We start from the raw sequence: 25,147 nt of genomic DNA, 5'->3' as shown, positions 1-25,147 counted from the left end.
TTTTAGCAATGCTCTGTTATTATATTATTTCTACATTTCAACATCTCTTAAATAAAATTAAAAATTGTTAGACTAAGGAAATATAATGAAAAATTTTACATTTTATAACCCTACCCGAATTTATTTTGGTGAAGGGCAAATTGCAAATTTAACAACTACAATTGATGCATCTAAAAAAGTATTAATTCTGTATGGTGGTGGTAGTATTAAGAAAAATGGTGTCTATGAACAAGTAATCAATGCATTATCTAATCATAAAACCGTTGAATTTGCTGGTATTGAACCAAACCCTGAATTTGAAACTTGCTTAAAAGTCATTGAAACAATTAAAGCAAATGAAGTTGAATTTATCTTAGCTGTTGGTGGCGGTTCAGTGATTGATGCTGCTAAATTTATTTCAGCTGGTGTTTATTATGAAGGTGACCCTTGGGATATTTTAGCTAACGGCGCTGAAGTTAAAAAAGCCATGCCTTTTGGTAGTGTATTAACCTTACCTGCTACTGGCTCTGAAATGAATTCAGGCTCTGTAATCAGTCGACGTGAAACTTCCGATAAACTTGCTTTTGGTAGCGAATTAGTTTATCCAAGCTTTTCAGTCCTTGATCCTACTGTCACTTATTCATTACCCCTAAGTCAAACCATTAATGGTGTAGTTGATGCTTTTACCCATGTTATGGAGCAATATTTAACTTACCCATCAGATGCACCACTACAAGATCGCTTTGCTGAAGGCATTTTATTAACTTTAATTGAAGAAGGGCCTAAAGTTGTTGCAGACCCTAAAAATTATAATGCACGAGCAAATATTATGTGGGCTGCAACCATGGCATTGAATAATTTAATTCGCCAAGGTGTGCCACAAGACTGGTCGACACATATGCTTGGACATGAATTAACAGCACTTTATGGTCTTGATCATGCCCAAACACTCGCAATTATCCTGCCAAATGTCATGACTTATAAAAAAGATAAGAAATATAAAAAGTTACTTCAATATGCTGAGCGTGTTTGGCAAATTAATCACGGTAGTGATGATGATAAAGTTAATCAAGCGATTGAAAAAACTAAAGAATTTTTTAAAAGTCTTGGCGCTAAAATACAATTATCTGAATATGAGAATCTTGATATATCTCGGCTACCACAAGCTGTAGATAGTCTTAAAAAACATAATTTAATTGCTTTGGGCGAACATAAAGATATTACGCTTGAAGATAGCAACAAGATCTATCAAATGTGTATTTAAGATTGCATTTATGATCTAATCGGTGTAATTTTGCAATCGGACTAAACTGATAACAGGCAATTTTATGAAACTTGCACGCTTATTATTTGGTAATCCGATTCCAAAATCAAAAGCTGAAGAAGAAAAATTATCTAAAACTAAAGCGTTACCGATTCTTGCATCAGATGCATTATCTTCTGTTGCTTATGCAACCGGTGAAATTCTTACTGTCTTAATTGCAGCAGGAGCTGCTGCTTTAGTATTTTCCTGGCAAATATCCATTTTTATTGCATTATTAATTCTAGTTGTTGGCATCTCTTATAAACAAGCAATTGATGCCTATCCACAAGGTGGTGGTGCATATGTTGTTGCAAGAGAAAACTTCGGGCCAAAAATAGGACTGATTGCAGCTGCAGCTTTAATGATTGACTATGTATTAACTGTTGCAGTAAGTATCTCTGCAGGTATTTTAGCTGTAACCTCTGCCTTTCCTGCTTTAGGCAATCATGCTGTTCTATTCTCTTTAATTGCTATTTTATTGATCACATGGATTAATTTACGTGGTATCCGTGAATCAGCCAGTATCTTCATGCTACCAACTTACCTTTTTATATTTATGGTGCTGTTATTAGTTCTCTTAGGCATTATTTTTATGTTAACTGGCTATATTCATGAATTTTCTTATCACAGCCATAATACTCATGCAATTGAGCAAGCTTCAAAAGCATTAACATTAACCTTAATTTTAAGAGCATTTTCATCAGGTTGTTCTGCTATGACTGGTATTGAAGCTGTCTCAAACAGTGTTTCTGCATTTAAACCAGATAGAGCTAAAAATGCCGCTAAAACATTAATGACACTAATTACGCTTTTGATCATTATGTTTATTGGTATTGCCTATTTAGCTTTAAAATTAAAAGTTGAACCACTATCTTCTGAAAGTGTCTTATCCCAATTAGGTCATCATATCTTTGGTGACGGCATCGGTTACTACTTACTGCAAGCTTCTACCATGCTCGTACTTTTATTAGCAGCCAATACTTCTTTTACAGGTTTTCCATTATTAGCATCGATTATCTCTCGCGATGGTTATTTACCAAAGCAATTACAAAATGTTGGTGATCGATTAGCATTTGGTAATGGTATTGTCATTTTAGCTGTATTAGCTGCTATTTTAATTATCCACTATGATGCTAACACCAGTGCCTTAATCCCACTTTATGCCTTTGGTGTATTTTTAGCATTTACACTTTGCCAAGCAGGATTAGTTCGAGTCTGGTTTGAACGACGTAAAAGAGTTGGCTTCTGGTGGTTTAGAGCATTAATTAATGCATTTGGCTGTGTGTGTACCTTTATTGCCTTAGTTGTCATTATAGAAAGTAAATTCTTAGAAGGTGCTTGGATTGTTATCGTTGCAATGCCAATCCTTTTTTATATCTTCTATAAAATTAAACAACATTATACTTGTGTTGAGAAAGAGTTAAGTTTAAGTACCGATGAAGAATTATTACGCAGCTCTCTTGCACCAAAGACACATCCTAAAGTAATTATTCCATTATCACGCTTACATAAAGGAACCATTGCTGCAGTTAATTTTGCTAGAAGCATATCAGATGATATTACACCAGTAACTGTCAATGTAAATCAAGAAGAGACTGATAAGCTACTTCGAATGTGGAAATTACTTAATATTCCTGAAGAATTAATTGTGGTTAAATCTAGCTATCAATCAACGATACGTCCCTTAATTAGAGCAATACATAAAACTGATAAGCGTGATCCTGAAAAAGGACTTGCAATTATTGTATTACCAAATGCACAAACCAATCGTTTTTGGCAGTCATTATTGCATAATCAAAAAACAGCATTGTTAAAGTTTGCTCTACGTGCAATTAGCCGAACGGAACATGTAGGAGAAACCCGAATTATTGTTGAAGTACCTTATCAACTTCATTCAACCAAGGATTAATTGATTAATTATACTGATGACTGATACTAAATTTAAACAATCATTATTATCTATTGGACTGCTATTACTTTTAGGCACGTTATGGGGCTCTGGCTATACAATTGCTCGTTACTGTATGACTCATGGCGTACATCCACTAGGTTATGGTTTTTGGCAATCATTAGGACCAATGTTTTTTTTAATTATCATTGTTCTTTTTGGCAAAATACCCTTTTCATTAAAGCCAAATTATATCCGTTATTATATTGCTTGCGGTGTATTAGGTATTGTCATACCTAATACTGTAATGTACTTCTCAGCAGCACATATACCATCAGGGATTTTAACCGTACTAATTAATACTGTACCGATTCTAACTTTCCCATTGGCAATTTTATTTGCCATTGATACATTTTCTTTCAAACGTTGTATTGCCGTTTTGATCGGCTTTTTAGGTATTATACTAACAATTCTCAGTAATTTATCCTTACCAAGTATTCATGATATACCATGGACTGTTATTGCTTTAATTGCACCAGTATCATTTGCTTTGTGTGCTATCTGGATTGCAGCTTTTAGACCTATTCCTTCAAGCTCATTAAGCTTATCTTTAGGTATGCTGATTACCTCTTCAATTTGCTTAACGCCCATTACACTTAGCTTAGGTAAATTTTACCCAATTACATTTCCATTAGATACCAATAGCTGGCTAATCATACTTGAAATTATTCTTTCTAGCACAGGCTATATTGTACTATTTATTTTAATTAAACTTGCAGGGCCTATCTATTATTCACTAGTTGGTGGTGTTGCATCTATTGTTGGACTTATGTGGGGAAAACTATTTTATAATGAAGCATTAAATATTTATTCTTGGCTTGGTGTACTTTGCATTCTTGGGGCAATTGTTTCATTAACCATATTATTAAAAAACAGAAATAATTAATTTTGTATATTGCTTCTATCTAAGTTATAAAAGGATTTACATCTCCCTTTTTATCATATTTTCTATAATCCTCAAAAAATAAACTTGGTGATTTTTTATGAATTGAATGAGAAAACTTTGCTTCATTTAGCTTGTCTCCTTCACTTAAGAAAAAGCCTTCAGGCGGCCTTTGATCTTCTCCTAAAGCAATACTCCTAATATCTCTTACTCTAATTTTTACATCTTGCCCATAGATAGAAATTCTTAACTGCTCAAATCGATCTGAATTGAGTAACTCTGCTAATACCTTACAAGTATAGGTCGTATTGTGAAAGTGCAAAAAACCACTTTCTTGATGTGTAGAAGCAACAGCACATAACTCTGATAATGACTGACAATTATGAATTAATATTCGTTTTTTTTCTGATAGCTTTACAATATAGCCTAATTTAAATTTTAGATCATGTAGTTGTTTATCTATTACTTGTTTTAATTGATACTGCTGTTTCACTGTATCTAAACTAGAACCATTAGCTAACAACTCAGGTTGATGAGTAGCTTTATCTCTTTCAACTTTATAGTATTTTAAAAAGTTATGATATAGTATTTTTTCTTCATATGTTTCAGGCGTACTATATAAGCCATTAATAATTTTTTTTATATTATTACATGTAAAAACTCTACCTTCATAATAATGATCTAATTTGAATATTTTGGCATGCATAAGATGTGCTTTCAAACTCACAACTGGCGTTGCTTTATAGATCCATGGATCAACTAAAATTGCATTTTGAAGCTCGGGGTGATTAATTAATTGATTTAAATGACCAAAAATCAAACAAGGCTTTATAAGAGAAGCTAGTGTCTGAGACTGGTGAAGAATACACAATTGATGATCGGGTTCAACAAAGATTTCCTGCATATAAATTGGTTGTTCAGATTTTATACCAAGTTCATCTAAATTAATAAATTCTGCTAATAGTAATGCTCCTAATGATAGCTCACCACAATTTCCCAAACGTTTATTTAAAACTTCTTGAGCTTCTTCTCTGGTATAATATTGATTACTTATCCCTTTTTGATCTCTAGCTTTACGCCTATTTTCTACCCCTTTAGTAATACGCTGATGAAAATCTTTTATATCTTCATTAATTATACTTGGCTGATTGCTTGATAAGCTCATGATTTTTCGAATAGCCATAACCATTTCAACAGCAACTATTAATAGCTCTTCTTTTTTAAGTAAGTTTGATTGCTTTTCTTGAAGTTTCTCGTCAAACATAATAACTATCCACATAAGATATTATGAATGCCATAATATATCACAAATAAAATTACATTTATTTAAATAATTTGATTTATTTAGAAATCTAGCGTTACTATTCTATTAATCATTTACGCTCTAAAAAGTCACCAAACTTCATAATCTTCTGATAACGGCTGTCTAAAAGCGTATTGATATCCATTTTATTTAATTGTTTTAGTTCTTTAGCTAATGCTTGTTTTAGAATACTACCCATCTGATTTATGTCTCGATGTGCACCGCCTAAAGGTTCAGGGATAATTTCATCAATCAGTTTAAGTTTTTTCAATTTAGGTGCAGTAATACCCATAATTTCAGCAGCATGTGAAGCTTTATCTGCACTCTTCCAAAGAATTGATGCACAACCTTCAGGTGAAATTGTCGCAAAATAACTGTAATTTAGCATTAAAAAGCGATCACCGACACCAATACCTAGTGCACCACCAGAACAACCTTCACCAATAACAACGCAAATTACAGGCACTCTTAAAACAGACATCTCCTTTAAGTTTCTTGCAATTGCTTCACTTTGACCTCGTGCTTCAGCATTAATACCCGGATATGCCCCTGGTGTATCAATCAAAGTAATCACAGGAATTGAAAAACGTTCTGCTAATTTCATTAAACGTAACGCCTTTCGATAACCTTCAGGGTGTGGCATACCAAAATTACGTTTAATCTTTTCTTTAGTTGTTCGCCCCTTTTGTTGGCCAATAACCATAACAGGCTGATCATCTATCGTAGCTAGCCCGCCAACAATTGCCTGATCATCACCAAAATTACGATCACCGTGTAACTCTTCAAAATCAGTAAACAAGTTTCGAATATAATCTAATGCATAAGGGCGTTCAGGGTGACGTGCTAATTGAATAATTTGCCAGTCATTTAAATTTGTAAATACACTTTCAACGAGCTTTTTTAATTTCTCTTCTAATTTTTGAATTTCATCATTTAATTCAAGATTCTCATCCTTTTGATTGACTTGCTTCAGTGCTTCAATTTTTGCTTCTAAATCTGCAATTGGTTGTTCAAATTCTAAAAATTGCATCGAATCTCCTAACCGTCCGTATTGTTAACTTTGTAATTACTCTTATATTTTATACTTAATCTACTTGTCTTACACAATAGGTTTCTTTTGTTAATAATGCAAATAGAAAGCTTAAGATAAAAGCAATAGGAATAATCCAAATGGCAAACTGATAAGTACCCATTGATTGTAAAGGAACATGGTGCGTATTAGCATATGCACTCATTAGATAACCAAATAGTGGCATACCAATCACACCACCCCATAATAAAGACATCATTGAAACGACACTTGTTGCACTGGATGTAACAAGCATTGTGTTAATTTCACCAACGTAAGGATAGGCAACAGTCTGGCTACTAGTAACAAAACCTAATGCAAAAAATAAAATAGCTAAATACATTAAATTACTCGATGCATTCATTAGTAATAATACGACAACTAAAGATGCAATTGAGCCCATTAACATTGGTAGCTTACGACGCTTTAACCACTGTGTAACACCACCCCAAAAAGGATAACCAATGACCATACCAAAAAACATAAATCCAGTTACATAGGCTGCATTTAGTTGTGAAACACCATAAACATGTCCAAGATAGGCATTTGCCCACATACCACCTAACATCCAAGTACCTACATTAATTAATCCTGTATAAATTGCGGCAAACCAATTTTGTGGTTTCTTTAATGCAAGTTTTAACATTTTTAAAATAGAGTAATTTTTTACTTCAGTTTGTTGCTCTTTGCGTAAATCCTGCAATGCTTTTGGCGTGTTAGAGACAATATAGAAAATTAAGATAATGATACCAACACCAATAAGACCAACAATTTTTAATGCATCTCTCCAGCCAAAAATATCAATTAAGTAACTTAATGGTGCTTGAGCAAACCAACCACCTAACATACCGATGGCAATGGCAACACCAATAACTAAGCCCATCCTCTCTGATGGAAACCAATTGGTTGCAACTCTAACAACGCTAATTAAACAAAATGAACTAGCAGCGCCTGTCAGTAATCTTGCAATAATAAGTAATGTAATACTATGCGAAAATGCGATGGTAAAAGCACTTAATGCACATAATGATAATGCAGAGATCATGCATACCTTTGCTGAATATCGATCAATTAAAATGCCTGCAGGGATAAGAAAGAGAATATTGGTATAAAAGTACAAACTTGAAATAAGTGACACCGTAGTTATTTTAATCTGATAACTCTCAGAGATGTAACTTGCTAATGAATTAAAAACAACGCCTAATCCAAATTCAAAGAAAAATATCAATGAAGCAACGACAACAACAATCCAGCCAAATGTGAGATTTTGAGTCTTCAGTTGTGCTTGGTAGCTCATATTAGTTTGACCACTTTTTAATCTTAAAGTAGGCGTATTTTAACTGAAATAAATAAAAAATAAATGAAAATGTTTTCATAAGCGGTGAATTTAGAATTATTTTATGTCACAATTTGATGCAATTGATGACAATGGATGTAAAAAACGCTAACAATGACTGATAATATAGAAAACCACACCCCCATGATGCAACAGTATCTTACAATTAAAAAAGATTACTCAGATATGTTATTACTCTATCGCATGGGTGACTTCTATGAACTATTTTATGACGATGCTAAAAAGGCTGCAAAACTTTTAGATATCTCTTTAACAAAACGTGGCAAATCCAATGGTGAAGCAATAGCCATGGCCGGTGTGCCGTATCACGCAGTCGATAGCTATCTCGCTAAATTAGTTAATCATGGCTTATCTGTTGCTATTTGTGAACAAGTAGAGGACCCAAAAACTGCAAAAGGCCCAGTTAAACGTGAAGTTGTTCGTATTGTTACACCAGGTACTGTAACAGAAGATAGTCTATTAACACCGAACCAAAACAACTATCTTGCCTGTATTTATCAAAATAAAAAAAACATAGGTCTTGCTTATTTAGATATTACTTCTGCTGAATTTAGAATTTTAGAGACTGATGATTTAAATAAATTACAAAATGAAATCGTTAAATTAGATCCAAAAGAGATTTTAGTTGCAGAAAATGACATGCTTCATACGATGCTTAATTTAACTGTTAAAAAACGCCCACTATGGGATTTTAATCCTAAAAATGCACAAAATGTTCTAAAAGAGCAATTTAAAGTTACCTCACTTAAAGCATTTGAGTGTGATCAATTTTTAGCTGCAATGACTGCTGCAAGCGCTTTAATTAATTATCTAAAAGAAACTCAGAAAAAAACACTACCACATATTCAAGGTTTAAAAGTAGATACACACTTAAAACAAATCATTATTGATTCTGTCAGTCAAAAAAACTTAGAACTGACTAAAAACACACAAGGCAATACTGACAAAACACTACTTAGTGTTATTGATCACACAGCGACAGTTCTAGGTAGTCGCTTATTAAAGCGCTGGGTTAGTGCGCCAGTAACTGACCTTACAATCCTTGAAAAAAGACATCAAATTATAGAAATATTACTTGAAAATAAGCTATACTCTAATCTTTATGATTTACTTAGCCAGTTAAGAGATATTGAGCGTATTGCTACACGCACAGTTTTAGGTAATGCAACACCAAAAGATCTAACTGCTTTACGTGAATCATTAGTGCTTTTACCGGAAATTCATCAATTATTTTCAAATAATAGCAATTCACATATTCAAGCTTTATTAAATGAAATTGACCAGTACCCAAAACTTTCACTACTTTTAAAAAATGCCATTGTAGAAGAGCCACCATTTGTTATCCGTGATGGTGGTGTCATTGCTAAAGGCTATGATAAAGAATTAGATGAATTAAGAGCTATTAGTCAAAATGCAAGCGACTTTCTTTTAAAGTTTGAACAACAAGAAAAAGAAAATACGCAAATACCAACACTATCTGTTGGTTTTAATCGTGTTCATGGTTTTTATATTGAGATCTCAAAAGCACAAAGTGATAAAGCACCAGCGCATTATATTCGTCGTCAAACACTAAAAAATGCTGAGCGCTATATTACTGATGAATTAAAAACATTTGAAGATAAAGTGCTAAGTAGCAAAGATCGTGCCTTAGCACGTGAAAAAGCGCTCTATCAGCAACTATTAACACAGATTGCTACGCATTATCAAAATTTACAAACAACAGCTAAAGCAATCGCTCAATTAGACTGTTTAAATAATTTTGCTGAACGCTCTGTTACACTTAATCTTATTCGTCCTGAATTTTCTGATCAAACGCTTTTACAATTAACTAAAGCTCGACATATTGTTATTGAAAACACACAGAAATCCACCTTTATGCCAAATGATTTAACGCTTGACCACCAACAAAGCTTAATGATGATTACAGGGCCTAATATGGGTGGTAAATCAACCTATATGCGTCAAACTGCGTTAATTGTCATTTTAGCTTATATTGGCTCTTATGTGCCTTGTCAAAAGGCTATTATTGGTCCAATTGATCGTATTTTTACTCGTATTGGTGCATCAGATGATTTATCTTCTGGGCGTTCAACATTTATGGTTGAGATGACAGAAACAGCCAACATTTTAAATTATGCCACTGAAAATAGTTTAGTTTTATTAGATGAGATTGGTCGTGGAACAAGTACTTATGATGGTTTATCCATTGCTTGGGCGACTGCTGAGAAGCTTAATCAACTTAAAGCATTAACGCTATTTGCAACGCATTATTTTGAACTAACTCAATTAGCCGATCATTATCAGAGTATTGTCAACTATCATTTATCAGCAACATTACATAAAGATGAAATTATCTTCCTTCATACAGTTAAACCAGGGGCGACCAATCAAAGCTATGGCATTGCCGTTGCAAAATTAGCGGGCCTACCTAAATCTGTTATTGATAATGCAAAAAAACTACTTAAGCGCTTTGAAATGCAAAATAAATCAGAAGAAAATCTATTTCAGGAAGATTTTTTTATTGAAGAAAGTAATGAAGCAATATCTGATAGTCAACTAACACCTGAAGTTGAGGCTATATTAGACAAACTTAACGCTATTGACCCTAATAGCTTAACACCAATTCAGGCATTGGAAGTATTGTTTGAGTTAAGGGCCACTACTTCCTCCGCTACATAAAGCGTTATCACTATTAAAAAATTTATCTGTTTTAGAGCTATCTTCACTGATAAATTGATCATACATAAGATGCTTCATTTTAGATGCATTCGTTTGAAATAGTGGTTTTGAAGTTTTCTCGACTTCTTGTTCAATTTCGCTTTTTATTTCATCAACCAACATGTTAGGAGTACATGCAAAGCTCATATTTTTTAATCTATTATTTTCTTGATATGATAAATCTATTTTAAAACTCTTATCAAGCACACCAGACTTTAATAGTGCTTTAGCTATACTTTTAGGTACTTTATATTCATGATCATTGCAAGTTACTTTAATTTGATTAAAATGACTTCCTAAACTTGCAAATTGAGAATTTTTAAGTAAATTTTCAATTTTCTCTATTTTTTGATCATACAGTTTAACTTTATCATCTTCAGAAAGGTTATTATAAAAAGTATTTAAATGACGATTATTTATTTTATCCAATAGATCCGGTGTATAATTTTCAAGTAATTGATACTTAGTTTCCAAATCAAAATCTATTGCTATAACTTTAAAAAATAAAGTTTGTTTAGAACGATGCCAATCTTGATTAAATATATTAACCAAATTATCTTTGTTGTAATCTAAAATTTCAGATATATCACTTTCATCATAATTCTTAAATACATTGTTTAATTCTTCTAAATTATTTATTTTAATATCAGTTTTAGACATATTTAACCCCTTATTTTTGTTTTGTAATTCCCTACATCATCAATGCAGCTTCACCGCCTTGTTTAGCTGCTTGTGCTGAATCATTTGAAATCGCCATATTACGCTGTGAGGTTGATTTAGAAACTTCTGATTTACTCTGAGTATACGACTGTGTATAGGATTTTTCAGATTCAATACCTTGCTGCATAGTTTGACCACCAGCTTGGCCTGCGCTTTGTGCATATTGCATACCTGCACCTTTAAATTCTTGAATTTCAGCCTCCCCTGCTCGCTCGCCTCGAGTGTTACCAATCCACTGCAATACTTTATCAGGAATGACATAAATCAATGAAAAACACTTCATAAATGCCATAGATAAAAAGGTCGCATATAAGAAAATAATCATACAAGAAAAAGTTCCTCTAGCATAAGCAGCTGCATCTGTGCCATTCGAAGCAGGCATTAGGCCTAATAATGAATCTGTTATTGCATGAAAACCTTCAGCTGAATACTCAATAACAATATAGGTTAAACCAATACCAAAAATCATACCCAAAATCATAAATACCGGTCTTAATACCAAATTCATACAAATCTGAATACCAGGCTCTGCTTTACCAAAAACTTCATGCCCTTCTGGATAAACTAAACCTAATGATACAAAAGGTGCTGCAGCCATTGCCTCAATCACTAATAATAGCCAAGCTGTTTTACCCGCCCAAAATAAAATATACGGTGTTAGTGGGATAATTAATGAAAATGAAATACCAATACTAAAAATAGTTGTTAAAACAAACATTATTAAAGGCATCCACATTAAACTTAATGAAAATGTTGCCATCTGCATCGTTACATCAAGCATTACTTCTGCATATTCAAGTGCAATTTGAGCAGAAGCTGTACTACTAACAGCACCGAAAGATAATGCATTACCAACAGCCCAATTTTTAGCATCATCCTCAACATCGTTTAACTGATCATCGGCTGATTGTTGAATTTGGTCTAATTCATCTTTTGCATGATTAAAGATACCAATCATGCTATTAATCGTTCCCTCAATTAATGAGATACCTATTGCTTGAACATTTTGAATCATACTAAAGTTTTGTGCAGCAAAATTTTCATCTTCTCCTTCTGGTACAACACCAATATTATAGATTGCTGCCAACAATCCCCCAACTTCTGAAGAACTTCCATTGGTACCCAACATATCAAAAATTTCAGTTAATACTTCTTGTGCAGGATCTGTAACATTTGATGTATTAATAGGGTCCTGCGTTCCACCAAAGTCAACATTATTTTGTGCAAAGAAGGTAAATAAATTAATGACTGGTAAAATAACCCTATTATATAATGTACTAGCTTCATATGCTTTGTCAGTCTCACTAACTTGAGTATTCATATAAGGTGAATATACTGAGTTTGTAATTGAATAGATGATATAAAGATACTCTGCATACTGAAACTGCACCCCATCTGATAAATATCGATTAACACTATCATGTGCAATTGCTTTATCATCGGATGTTAGTTGACTGTCGTCATCAATTATTTGATTAAATAATTGACGTACTGTACTCATTGAAATCGTAAATGAGCCAGAATCTGATAATTCATCTTTATAAGGTTCCAAATCAGCATGTGCCATAAATTGAAACTCATCTGCTGTCAGTGGGTTATAAGATATTTCATTTCCAGCTATTAAATCATCTATATCATTGGCATTTTTTGTATAATGAATATTAATATAATCATAATCAACCGGTATTGATGTCTGATTAGATACTAGATTTGCTGCATTTGAAAGTTCTGCGAAATTAGCATATAGATTTTGTAAGTTTTGTGAAAGGCTATTATCAAAATCTAAATATAACTGATCAGCATCCCACCAACCATAATTTTCGGCTTTATAGCAAAGATTATCAGTATCAGAACTACATTCTCCAGTTACTGATGCTGCATTTTGTTCCATCCAGTTAATAATTTCACTTGAAGTGTTACTTAATGCTGTTGGTGAATAAGCATCTAAAGCACTAGGTTCATCGACTAAATTTTCTTTTAAATAGCCTGTACTAGTTAAACCATACTTATCTGCTATGCTATTAATATCACTTTGATCTGGCTGATTAACCATTTGATTAACTGTAAAATCTCCAACCCAATCAGCTGTATTTAATTTATATTGTACATATTCTTCTCCTGATGCAGACACATCCGACCATGAAGCAAGTCCATTACCTAATATTTTAGAATAATCTTGAAATGGCATACTATCAGTATTAAGACTACCATCGCTATTAAATGCCACAGCATTTGTCAACGGCAAAGCATATGACTGCACAAAACTATTGCTAACTTGGGATGAAAAACTTACTTTACATGTAATTGGATAGACATATACATCTTCTTGGATATAATCAGTTCCTGCAACATTTCCATTAGAACCGTTATATGGGATATGTGTTGTTCCATCCCCCCCTAAAACATAAGCCTGTGGTATTGTTACAGTCATTTTCTGTGATGTTAATGATTTAGTGCATGGTAAATTTCCAGAACTACCTTCATCCTGAACAAAAGTATCATCTTCTAATAAATCACGTGTTAGATTACTCATCATATAAGTAGCAAGATAAGTATTAATATTATTTGTTACCTCTGAGCTTACAACTGGGGGAACATTGCCACTGACAACATCCTCAACCACATGCCTCCATACATAATCAGCAAATGAAATACCTGCTGTAACCATCGCAAAAATTAAATATTGAGCAACGCAATAGCCCGTACTAACAGGCACAGCAAACATTGTACCAAATATGGCTCTTAATGAGATCCAATGTCCACTCCAGTTTTTGCCTAAAAACTGGCCATCTTTTGCAGTATTAATTGTACCAACAATAATAATAAATGCATAAAGTATAAATGTAATTGACAATAACCCAGTATTAAAATATTCAAATGATGTGCTAAATAAGGTTTTTGTAACTTCAGTTAACAGTGTTGTTACATCTCCACCAAAAATAGTATTTAAAACAGCCTGAGACTTATCAGATGTTGGGACATACCCCCAAATTGTTTCACTCATAATTGACTCTACTTAACTTATATAAAATTGACACAACCACCAAACGAAATACGTTTACATACCGCTTTATAGAACTTTTAAGATTTTAAATTATCCATTAAATCACTTACTGGTGAAATTAGTTTAATTAATTGCGGTTTTATCTGATCAAAAAGATAGCTTTGCTGATCTGCATTTAATCTTTGAAAAATTTTAATATAATCATCAAGTGATAAATTAAAATACTTTAGTTTTTCCACCAAAGACCATTGTTGCTTATCATCTAAAATATCAAATAGTTTAATAATAAATACTGAATTGATTAGCACATTAGATAACTCTTTATCTAATATTTCTAATAAAAATGTCTGCTGATTTTCATCAAGGTTATTTAATACCTCATATAAATTACTATATTCTGGATTATTACTCTCTACTGTTTTTGATCTTATTGCTTCAGTAATCATTCATTTCACCCGCTACTTTCTAGTTATAATCACATTTAATATTACAATTAAATCAAATTATGAAGCATTGCGCAATAAAAAAATGAAGATATGCTTCCTATCGCTAGAAAGAAAGTTATAAATTACTCATCAAAGCCATTGATTCTGGATATAAAAACAGATAACTTTGCTGCTTTAAAAAATCAATATTATATTTAACTAAATAATGTTTAATTATTTCAATAGGCACAACCAAAGGTAATATTTTTTGATGGTATGCTTTAATCTTTTTCTGCAAATCATCACGCTCATTTTTAGTAATTAGCTTGTTAATTTCTCTTAATATTCTTTGTAAAATAGTATAATGATTACCATTTTTAGCTATTTTTTTAAATGAGCTTAAAAACAAGTGGTGATACTGAATAAGCGTTTGGTTAAAATTATCCTTATTACTTTTAGCGACTAGTCGCCCAAGTGCTTTTTGATTTATTGGATGGTGAAGTCTAAGTAAAAACTTATGTTTAGTATGAAATGAAATTAACTCTGATGTTCTTTTACAATTTAATAATAACTCTCTAGCTTGATAAGTTAATAAGACACGCTTTATAAAGTGTTCCTTTAAGTAAGGATCATTTAATCTACCCTCATCTTCAATAGGTAATAGCGGTAACTTTTTCTTTAATATTTGAACAAAAATGCCATCAGCCTTGTTTTGTATCACAATATGCTCTTTGTTATACACCTTAACTGTACCTTGGCCACAGCTTGGGGAAGATTTTTTTAATATAAAACCGTAAATCATTGGTAAATTATCGATTAAATTCTCTGATGATTGAATTAATTTATGGGTTAAATTATCACCTGAATTATGTTGCTTTAATATTATTTCATGATTATTTTTTTCAAAATATACAGGCTCTCTAGGTATACCTAAACCTGCATGTACTTCTGGACAAATCGCTAAATATTCAAATAGTTGGCTTAACTGTTCAGTAATTAATTTTTTATGTGAATTAGCACCATTAAATCTGACATTATTACCCAATAAGCAACTTGAAGTAGCAACAAGTATTTTACTATCCATATTATTCCTTTATTTATTGGCTCAATACTATATAAAGCTTAATTGAAAAACAATTTAAATTAAAATTTTCACATCATCTACCATTTTATTAACGCATAATTTAAGGCATAATAGAAGCCAATCAAATTTAAATAGTTAACAAAAGGTATACACATGTCAGATCAAGCTGAAGTTAATTTTCTAATCCAAAAAGTGTTTATTAAAGATTTATCATTTGAAGCACCCAATACACCCGCTATTTTTAAACCAAATTGGCAGCCTGAGACTAATATGGAATTAAATACAGCTTCCAATAAATTAGATGATAACACCTATGAAGTAGAATTAACCGTTACAGTTTCAGCTAAAAATGAAGAAAAGTCAGCCTTCTTAGCTGAAGTAAAACAAACGGGTATCTTTTTACTAGAAGGTATTGCTGATGATCAATTAAGCCATGCCTTAGGAAGTTTTTGCCCAAGTATACTTTATCCTTATGCTCAAGAAGCAGTTCGTAATTTAATTACGCGTGGTGGCTTCCCTGACCTACATCTTACACCAATTAATTTTGATGCGCTTTATATGCAAAAAATGCAACAAGAGCAACAACCTCAACAAGAAGATGAAACTCAACATTAATAATTTATTTTTTTATTAATTAGGCTTTGGAAAAATAGATAAGCTATTACCATTAACAGGTGTTTGTGGTGCACCAGTCGCTAAATATATATTCCTACTTTTAACAAAGATACTACCTATATAATTTGACGGTAATCCATCACTCATTGTTATCGTTTCAATCAAAACATAGTTTTTATTATATATTAATAGGCCCATATTCTGAGTACCTACATAGATATTTCCATCTCTATCCACAAAGACAGAATGAGCAGTGCTATTGGGGTTAATTTTTGTTATAGTTTGATAATCTCTATTTTCATTATAATAGATATTTACACCGCCATAATACACACCCGCATAGAAATATCCAGTTGCCGTATATATTTCACCGTCTGTATTAACAAAAATATCATATACACTATTTGATTTTAATTGTTTAGGGAAGTCATAGCCATTATCACTATTTGAATCTGGTTTAAATATAGCAAGGCCATCTGATGAGCCAACATAGAGTTTACCAAAAGGGTCAACAACGATTGATCTAATCGAATTACCTAAGATCCCATCTTTATCGGTTAATGTAGTTACTAGTTTATAGTGTTTTCTATTAAGCTTATAAGGTTTATATATTAGCAAAGTTGAATTACCTGAATAAATATAACCATGCTGATCGACAAAAACTGATAGCACCATAGAAGTTGATAACTGTGAATACTGAATATATTGATCATAGTTATCAGGATCTGGTTTATATACAAACAGCCCTCTTTTTGATGCAATATACACCCAGCCATTTTGATCAATAGTAAAATTATAAATATTTATTTTATTCATTATTACTGCAGGTTTTATACTACCTGTTACAGTATTCGTATCCTGTTTTGAAAAATAAACATAAATACCTCCTGGCCCCTGATCATGGCTAATATATATATTATCATACTGATCAACTAACACTTTCGTAGCATTACTATTTCCATAAATAATTGTTGTTGGATAATTATTTATGGTTAAATTTTCAGTATTTGAAAGTAATCTTGATGACTGAACTGATAGTTTAACATTTAAATAATAAGCAGAACTAACAACATTCGGTGAATAATCTAGTATATATTCACATGACTTACCCGGTGATAAATAACTTATATTAACACATTGATTTAAATCACCTGGATTACTTGTATCAACTGTTAATATTGGATTACCTGGGTTTTTAGGATTATCATTTGGCGTTTGAATTAATGTTAATGCATTTAATGATAAACCACTATTATTCGTCACAACTAAAGTTAATTGTTTATCTATATTAGTAGCTGTTGTCACTTCATGCTTTGATAAACTAATATTTAAACCTCTATTGTTTGTATTATGCGTTACTATATTTGAGCTTTCAGATAAGAAATTTTTACCAATGATAACTAGCTGGCTTTTATCTGATTCTACACTTCTACCTGCATGAAGTTGAATGATACAACTACCCTTTCCATTAATATGACCATTGGCACATGTATTTTGAGTCACTTTAACACCTGTTAAATCAGGTAACTGAATCTCTTTAATATCTGCTTTTATTTGTGTACGATTCATTACTGTTATTGTTTTAGTCTGATTTGGTAATAAAACCAATTGACTTGGACTAACTTCAATACTTGTTGGCTTAAATGATGGATTGAGCATCTTGGTATTTACTTCTACACTATGTGCCAAAAAATTATCACCATTGACTTGTAAAGTTGCCTGTTGTGTTGGAAATTTCTTATTTGCTTCTAATTGAATAATACAAGACTCTGATTTCGCTAGTACTTCTCCTTTACAACCATTATTAATACTAACACCATCTAACTCTGGTATCGTTACTGTTAAACCTTGTGTTTTTACTCTTGTGCGGTTTGTAACTACAATCTTCTTACTTTCTCCTGGCAATAGCATTACTTGATTTGTATTTAGCTCAACACTCGTTGGTATAACCGGTGGGTTAACTGCTTTAGCTATTACTTGTGCTTTTTCAGATAAAAAGTTTTTTCCATAAATAAGAACATTACCATGCTCTGATACGGGTAGCTTTTTAGCTGCTTTATATTCAATGGTACAACTACTTAAACCCGCAATCTCACTACCACAATTATTGGTTATAGTAACACCCGATAAATCAAGGATATCTAATTCTTTAATATCCGCTGTCGTAGCTGTCATATTACTAATGGTCATTTCTCTTGTTTGACTTGGCAATAAAACTAACTGACTCGGTGTTATTTCTACTCGTGTCAATTTCTTTAATTGTATCTTAGGATTATTCGTATCTATTTGTGCTTGCTTAGATAAAAAGTTATTACCTGTTACTAATAAGGAATCACTCTGTTTTGAGACGACATCACTATTTGCTTTAAATTCAATCATACAACTTGTTTCACCTAATAATTCATCACCACAAGTATTATTGGTAACCGTTACGCCATCTAATGTTGGTATGTTAATCGCTAAGCCTTTAGTTGCCACTCTACTTTGGTTATTAATCACTATACTTTTACTTTGATTTGGTAATAAGGTAATTTGATTAGGAATTAAATCGATACTCGTTGGCTTACCTGGCAGATGAGGACTCTTTGCTGTTATATGCGCTTCTTTTGATAAAAAGTTTTTACCATAGACACTAACTGTATTACTTGATGAACCTATTTGCTTACCTGACTGAAATATAATCTCACAACTACCTTTACTTGTAAGATAGTCAACATCTGAACAGTTATTTGTAATTAAAACATCTGATAAACTTGGTAAATCTATCTCTTTAAGATAAGCCTTATTAGATGTTAAGTTTTTAACTGTTAACTTCTGGGTATGATTTGGAATTAAGGTTAATTGACTTGGCGTTATTTCTACTTGTGTCGCTTTTTTAGCTCTTGGCGTTGAAATTGTTGTTATTTGTGATTCTTGTGGTAAAAAGTTTTTACCTGAAATTGATAAATATGCTCGTTGCTTCGCTACATTATGATCAACTGAAAAACTAATTTGACAACTGTCTAATGCACTAATTGTATTACCACAAGTATTACTTGTAACTTCAGCATCAGTTAAGCCTGGTAAATCTATTTCTTTTACATACGCTGATTGTGTTGCTGAATGATTACTAATTGTTATTGTATTATTATGATTCGGTAATAAGGTTAATTGATTTGGCGTCATATCAACATTGACAGGTTTAATACTTGGATTAGGTAACTCTGTATAAACACTTGCTTGTTGTGTATCAAAGTTTTCGCCTGTAACGATTAAATCAACTTCTTTCGTTGCTATTTTTTTCTTCGATGTTAATGTAACTTTACAACTTGAAAATCCTATAATACCATCATCACAATTACTCGTATCTAAGCTTACACCATCTATATTTGATAAACTAATATCAGATACTTTTGCTAAAGCTGGCGTATTATTTTCAATTGTAATTGTACGTATTTGATTCGGCCACAGGGTTAGTTGATTCGGTGAAAGATTAACCGAAGGCCTGATAATATTTATCGTTGAATCAACCGCATTAATACCCGCTGAATTTACCATTAATACGGCTGAACGGCTATTTGTATGATCATCAGTTGCACTGACATTAACGATAAACTTTTTGTTATTAGCTAAAACATAACTATCTCCAGTCTGTAGTGCTTCTGATAATTGAGCACTTAACTGAGTATCATCTGATTTAAACTGATAGCCACTTAAATCAACATCAACACCTGTATTATTATAAATAGTTAACTGGCTCTGCCCACCACTACCTATAAATGCATTTGGCTCGGTGGTTAATGACTTAACAATAAAATACTCTGGTTTTAGACGAGTTAGACTACCATTAATATTACCCGTTATATAATAACCTACCGTTTGGTTATCAATTAATTGAGCATTATTATTAGGCACTAGTGTAATTTGGCAGCTTGAACTTGTATCAAGGCTATTACAAGCATCTGAGTAAGTCGTATTAAAACGATTCGTATTTTGTGGGTCTAAAAAATGTAATTGAATATTACTTGCTTGAGCTTCTGCTGTTGGTTCTACACCTACTTGCAAATTACTTGTTTCAGATTCTAAATTAACATCAACTTCATAAGGTGAAGCAATCACGGCTGTATCTGAACTATGACTATCCATTAGATTATAAACTGTTTGATTTGCTGGTTGATCTGAATTATCAGAAGATGATGGTATTTCACTTTTACAACCATATAAGGTAATTGATATTAAACTAACTATTGTATATTTAAATAACTTAGCTAAATTATTACTTAACATTACAGTTGCATCCCCACTTTTTTATTTATATAAAAACATCTTAAAAAATTATAATTATTATTTTTATTTCATTTAAAACAGATTGATTATATCAAACAAAAAATATAACTATGCAAAAATAGCGAATAAAAAATAAGTAAAATAATAAAATAAATATAAATAATGTCTATGAATTAGGCTTTGGGAAAATAGATAAGCTACCATAATAGCCACCGCCTGCACCTAAATTACCACAGCCTACATATATATTGCCATTTTTGACAAATACACTGTTAATGGCATTTGATTCAAGGCCATTATTGGTTGTTTCCACCGTTAGTGTTTCAAGTAAAGTATAGTTTTTATCATAAATTGATAAACCATCTTGAGTTCCAGCATAGATATTGCCTGATCTATCAACAAAAATACTATTAACGTATTGATCGGCAATACCATCATTATCATCAATAGTTTTAATCAATTGAAAATCATTTTTTTCATTATAATAAATCTTAATTCCTCCTAAGTGACTACCTGAATAAACACTACCTGTAGCAGTGTAAATTTTCCCATCACTATTAACAAAAATATCATGGACAAGTGAAGAGTGTATTTGTTTTATTAGTGTATAACCTTTTAATGAATTTTCATCCGGTTTAAAAATTGCAAACCCACCTGTAGAACTTGCTTTTCCACTTGTCCCAACATATAACTTATTAAATTTATCAACAAATAATCCTCCTACTTTATTACTGATTAAACCATCATCAGTCGTCAATGTTGTTAATAGTTTATAATGATTATCACTCATATCATCAGGTTTATATATTGATACCTGTCTATTGCCAAAATATACGTTACCTGCTTGATCAACAAAAATTGAATTCGCATTAGATGTTGTTAATTGAGAATATAAATAATAATGGCCATCTTCTAGTGGATCTGATGCATAAATCATTACGCCACTATTAGTCGCTAAATATACTTTGCCCTTTTTATCAACAATAAGATCATTTACTTGTGGTGGCCCTTTCATGATTGTATCAGCGACTAAAGTATCTGTAATCAAATCATCTGAGTTTTTAGAAAAAAGAATATTAAAACCACCACCATTACTTCCATTAAATCCATTATAAATATTATTATACTGATCAATAAATATACTGGTAACCCTGCCACGACCAATTCCATAAATTTGCTTTGTTGGATAATTATTTATGGTTAAATCTTCAGTATTTGAAAGCAATAAACTTGATTGAACAGATAATTCAACATTTAAATAATAAGCAGAACTAACAACATTCGGTGAATAGTCTAGTATATATTCACATGACTTACCTGGTGATAAATAAGTTTTATTAATACATTGATGCCGATCATGTGTATGATTTGTATTAATTGTTAATATTGGATTACCTGGGTTTTTAGGGTTATCATTTGGTGTTTGGATTAATTTTAAGTCCTTTAATGATACATTACTATTATTAGTTACTGTAACTGTTATTTGCTTGTCCATATTACTGGCTGTAACAAACTCATGTTTTGACAAACTAATATTGATACCTTTTTGAATCGTATTACTATGAGTTAATAACTCTGAAGTTTGAGATAGGAAATTGTTTCCTTCTACAATTAACTTATCTTTATGCGCATTTACATTAGCACCCGCTTGGAAAATAATACTACAACCACTCTTGCCATTTATTTCATCACTACAGTTATTTGTTATAGTAACACCCTCTATACTTGGTAATACTATCTCTTTAAGCTGTGCTTGAATGGGTGTACGGTTTGTTACTGTTATTGTTTTAGTCTGATTTGGTAATAAAACCAATTGACTTGGACTAACTTCAATACTTGTTGGCTTAAATGATGGATTGAGCATCTTGGTATTTACTTCTACATTATGTGCCAAAAAATTATCACCATTGACTTGTAAAGTTGCCTGTTGTGTTGGAAATTTCTTATTTGCTTCTAATTGAATAATACAAGACTCTGATTTCGCTAGTACTTCTCCTTTACAACCATTATTAATACTAACACCATCTAACTCTGATATCGTTACTGTTAAACCTTGTGTTTTTACTCTTGTGCGGTTTGTAACTACAATCTTCTTACTTTCTCCTGGCAATAGCGTTACTTGATTTGTATTTAGCTCAACACTCGTTGGTATAACCGGTGGGTTAACTGCTTTAGCTATTACTTGTGCTTTTTCAGATAAAAAGTTTTTTCCATAAATAAGAACATTACCATGCTCTGATAAGGGTAGCTTTTTAGCTGCTTTATATTCAATGGTACAACTACTTAAACCCGCAATCTCACTACCACAATTATTGGTTATAGTAACACCCGATAAATCAGGGATATCTAATTCTTTAATATCCGCTGTCGTAGCTGTCATATTACTAATGGTCATTTCTCTTGTTTGACTTGGCAATAAAACTAACTGACTCGGTGTTATTTCTACTCGTGTCAATTTCTTTAATTGTATCTTAGGATTATTCGTATCTATTTGTGCTTGCTTAGATAAAAAGTTATTACCTGTTACTAATAAGGAATCACTCTGTTTTGAGACGACATCACTATTTGCTTTAAATTCAATCATACAACTTGTTTCACCTAATAATTCATCACCACAAGTATTATTGGTAACCGTTACGCCATCTAATGTTGGTATGTTAATCGCTAAGCCTTTAGTTGCCACTCTACTTTGGTTATTAATCACTATACTTTTACTTTGATTTGGTAATAAGGTAATTTGATTAGGAATTAAATCGATACTCGTTGGCTTACCTGGCAGATGAGGACTCTTTGCTGTTATATGCGCTTCTTTTGATAAAAAGTTTTTACCATAGACACTAACTGTATTACTTGATGAACCTATTTGCTTACCTGACTGAAATATAATCTCACAACTACCTTTACTTGTAAGATAGTCAACATCTGAACAGTTATTTGTAATTAAAACATCTGATAAACTTGGTAAATCTATCTCTTTAAGATAAGCCTTATTAGATGTTAAGTTTTTAACTGTTAACTTCTGGGTATGATTTGGAATTAAGGTTAATTGACTTGGCGTTATTTCTACTTGTGTCGCTTTTTTAGCTCTTGGCGTTGAAATTGTTGTTATTTGTGATTCTTGTGGTAAAAAGTTTTTACCTGAAATTGATAAATATGCTCGTTGCTTCGCTACATTATGATCAACTGAAAAACTAATTTGACAACTGTCTAATGCACTAATTGTATTACCACAAGTATTACTTGTAACTTCAGCATCAGTTAAGCCTGGTAAATCTATTTCTTTTACATACGCTGATTGTGTTGCTGAATGATTACTAATTGTTATTGTATTATTATGATTCGGTAATAAGGTTAATTGATTTGGCGTCATATCAACATTGACAGGTTTAATACTTGGATTAGGTAACTCTGTATAAACACTTGCTTGTTGTGTATCAAAGTTTTCGCCTGTAACGATTAAATCAACTTCTTTCGTTGCTATTTTTTTCTTCGATGTTAATGTAACTTTACAACTTGAAAATCCTATAATACCATCATCACAATTACTCGTATCTAAGCTTACACCATCTATATTTGATAAACTAATATCAGATACTTTTGCTAAAGCTGGCGTATTATTTTCAATTGTAATTGTACGTATTTGATTCGGCCACAGGGTTAGTTGATTCGGTGAAAGATTAACCGAAGGCCTGATAATATTTATCGTTGAATCAACCGCATTAATACCCGCTGAATTTACCATTAATACGGCTGAACGGCTATTTGTATGATCATCAGTTGCACTGACATTAACGATAAACTTTTTGTTATTAGCTAAAACATAACTATCTCCAGTCTGTAGTGCTTCTGATAATTGAGCACTTAACTGAGTATCATCTGATTTAAACTGATAGCCACTTAAATCAACATCAACACCTGTATTATTATAAATAGTTAACTGGCTCTGCCCACCACTACCTATAAATGCATTTGGCTCGGTGGTTAATGACTTAACAATAAAATACTCTGGTTTTAGACGAGTTAGACTACCATTAATATTACCCGTTATATAATAACCTACCGTTTGGTTATCAATTAATTGAGCATTATTATTAGGCACTAGTGTAATTTGGCAGCTTGAACTTGTATCAAGGCTATTACAAGCATCTGAGTAAGTCGTATTAAAACGATTCGTATTTTGTGGATCTAAAAAATGTAATTGAATATTACTTGCTTGAGCTTCTGCTGTTGGTTCTACACCTACTTGCAAATTACTTGTTTCAGATTCTAAATTAACATCAACTTCATAAGGTGAAGCAATCACGGCTGTATCTGAACTATGACTATCCATTAGATTATAAACTGTTTGATTTGCTGGTTGATCTGAATTATCAGAAGATGATGGTATTTCACTTTTACAACCATATAGTGTAAATGATACTAAACTTAATATGATTAACTTGTGTAAATTAGTTGATTTAAAATTATTCATTG

At 32.0% G+C, this 25,147-nt stretch carries 14 protein-coding genes; 5 read left to right on the top strand and 9 right to left on the bottom strand.

Annotation, left to right across the window (positions count from 1 at the left end):
- The first annotated feature begins 85 nt into the window (after positions 1-85).
- From KFE69_06460 to KFE69_06450, 3 genes are all read left to right on the top strand, one after another.
- Positions 86-1,243 (top strand): iron-containing alcohol dehydrogenase, encoded by a 1,158-nt coding sequence (locus KFE69_06460; protein ID UTW43728.1) that lies wholly within the window; start codon positions 86-88, stop codon positions 1,241-1,243.
- Between the two features lie 64 nt (positions 1,244-1,307).
- Positions 1,308-3,191: an APC family permease gene (locus tag KFE69_06455; protein ID UTW43727.1), complete on the top strand. Its 1,884-nt coding sequence runs from the start codon at positions 1,308-1,310 to the stop codon at positions 3,189-3,191.
- Between the two features lie 16 nt (positions 3,192-3,207).
- Positions 3,208-4,116, top strand: a complete 909-nt coding sequence (locus tag KFE69_06450; protein UTW43726.1) for a DMT family transporter — start codon at positions 3,208-3,210, stop codon at positions 4,114-4,116.
- Positions 4,117-4,135: 19 nt separating this feature from the next.
- On the opposite strand, the gene KFE69_06445 is transcribed toward KFE69_06450, so the two are convergent.
- The 3 genes from KFE69_06445 to KFE69_06435 all read right to left on the bottom strand — a co-directional run bounded on the left by KFE69_06445 (position 4,136) and on the right by KFE69_06435 (position 7,782).
- Positions 4,136-5,377 carry a hypothetical protein gene (locus KFE69_06445; GenBank protein ID UTW43725.1) on the bottom strand — a complete coding sequence of 414 codons (1,242 nt, stop codon included), beginning with the start codon at positions 5,375-5,377 and terminating at the stop codon, positions 4,136-4,138.
- A gap of 109 nt (positions 5,378-5,486) precedes the next feature.
- Entirely contained in the window at positions 5,487-6,446 is a 960-nt protein-coding gene (locus KFE69_06440; GenBank protein ID UTW43724.1) for an acetyl-CoA carboxylase carboxyltransferase subunit alpha, read from the bottom strand.
- A gap of 55 nt (positions 6,447-6,501) precedes the next feature.
- Positions 6,502-7,782: an MFS transporter gene (locus KFE69_06435; protein ID UTW43723.1), complete on the bottom strand. Its 1,281-nt coding sequence runs from the start codon at positions 7,780-7,782 to the stop codon at positions 6,502-6,504.
- 153 nt (positions 7,783-7,935) lie between these two features.
- Here KFE69_06435 and mutS point away from each other — a divergent pair, with 153 nt between their 5' ends.
- Positions 7,936-10,521 (top strand): DNA mismatch repair protein MutS, encoded by a 2,586-nt coding sequence (mutS, locus tag KFE69_06430; GenBank protein ID UTW43722.1) that lies wholly within the window; start codon positions 7,936-7,938, stop codon positions 10,519-10,521.
- On the opposite strand, the gene KFE69_06425 is transcribed toward mutS, so the two are convergent.
- From KFE69_06425 to KFE69_06410, 4 genes are all read right to left on the bottom strand, one after another.
- Positions 10,492-11,220, bottom strand: a complete 729-nt coding sequence (locus tag KFE69_06425; GenBank protein UTW43721.1) for a hypothetical protein — start codon at positions 11,218-11,220, stop codon at positions 10,492-10,494. The genes mutS and KFE69_06425 overlap by 30 nt on opposite strands.
- A gap of 31 nt (positions 11,221-11,251) precedes the next feature.
- Complete coding sequence (locus tag KFE69_06420) at positions 11,252-14,284, bottom strand: DotA/TraY family protein (GenBank protein ID UTW43720.1); 3,033 nt, start codon at positions 14,282-14,284, stop codon at positions 11,252-11,254.
- Positions 14,285-14,361: 77 nt separating this feature from the next.
- Positions 14,362-14,730, bottom strand: a complete 369-nt coding sequence (locus tag KFE69_06415) for a hypothetical protein (GenBank protein UTW43719.1) — start codon at positions 14,728-14,730, stop codon at positions 14,362-14,364.
- A 115-nt stretch (positions 14,731-14,845) separates the two neighbouring features.
- Positions 14,846-15,793 carry a DUF523 and DUF1722 domain-containing protein gene (locus tag KFE69_06410; GenBank protein ID UTW43718.1) on the bottom strand — a complete coding sequence of 316 codons (948 nt, stop codon included), beginning with the start codon at positions 15,791-15,793 and terminating at the stop codon, positions 14,846-14,848.
- 153 nt (positions 15,794-15,946) lie between these two features.
- Here KFE69_06410 and secB point away from each other — a divergent pair, with 153 nt between their 5' ends.
- Positions 15,947-16,408: a protein-export chaperone SecB gene (gene secB / locus KFE69_06405; GenBank protein UTW43717.1), complete on the top strand. Its 462-nt coding sequence runs from the start codon at positions 15,947-15,949 to the stop codon at positions 16,406-16,408.
- A 15-nt stretch (positions 16,409-16,423) separates the two neighbouring features.
- Here the strand turns inward: secB and KFE69_06400 are convergent, their stop codons facing one another.
- Positions 16,424-20,674: a hypothetical protein gene (locus KFE69_06400; protein UTW43716.1), complete on the bottom strand. Its 4,251-nt coding sequence runs from the start codon at positions 20,672-20,674 to the stop codon at positions 16,424-16,426.
- Between the two features lie 166 nt (positions 20,675-20,840).
- Positions 20,841-25,145, bottom strand: coding sequence for a hypothetical protein (locus KFE69_06395; protein UTW43715.1), 4,305 nt, complete (start codon positions 25,143-25,145; stop codon positions 20,841-20,843).
- Positions 25,146-25,147: the final 2 nt, after the last annotated feature.

Source organism: bacterium SCSIO 12844, from assembly GCA_024397935.1.
Lineage (GTDB): Bacteria > Pseudomonadota > Gammaproteobacteria > Francisellales > Francisellaceae > M0027.
Note: the sequence above shows the minus strand (reverse complement) of the source record. Positions and strands in the feature narration are given on the sequence as shown.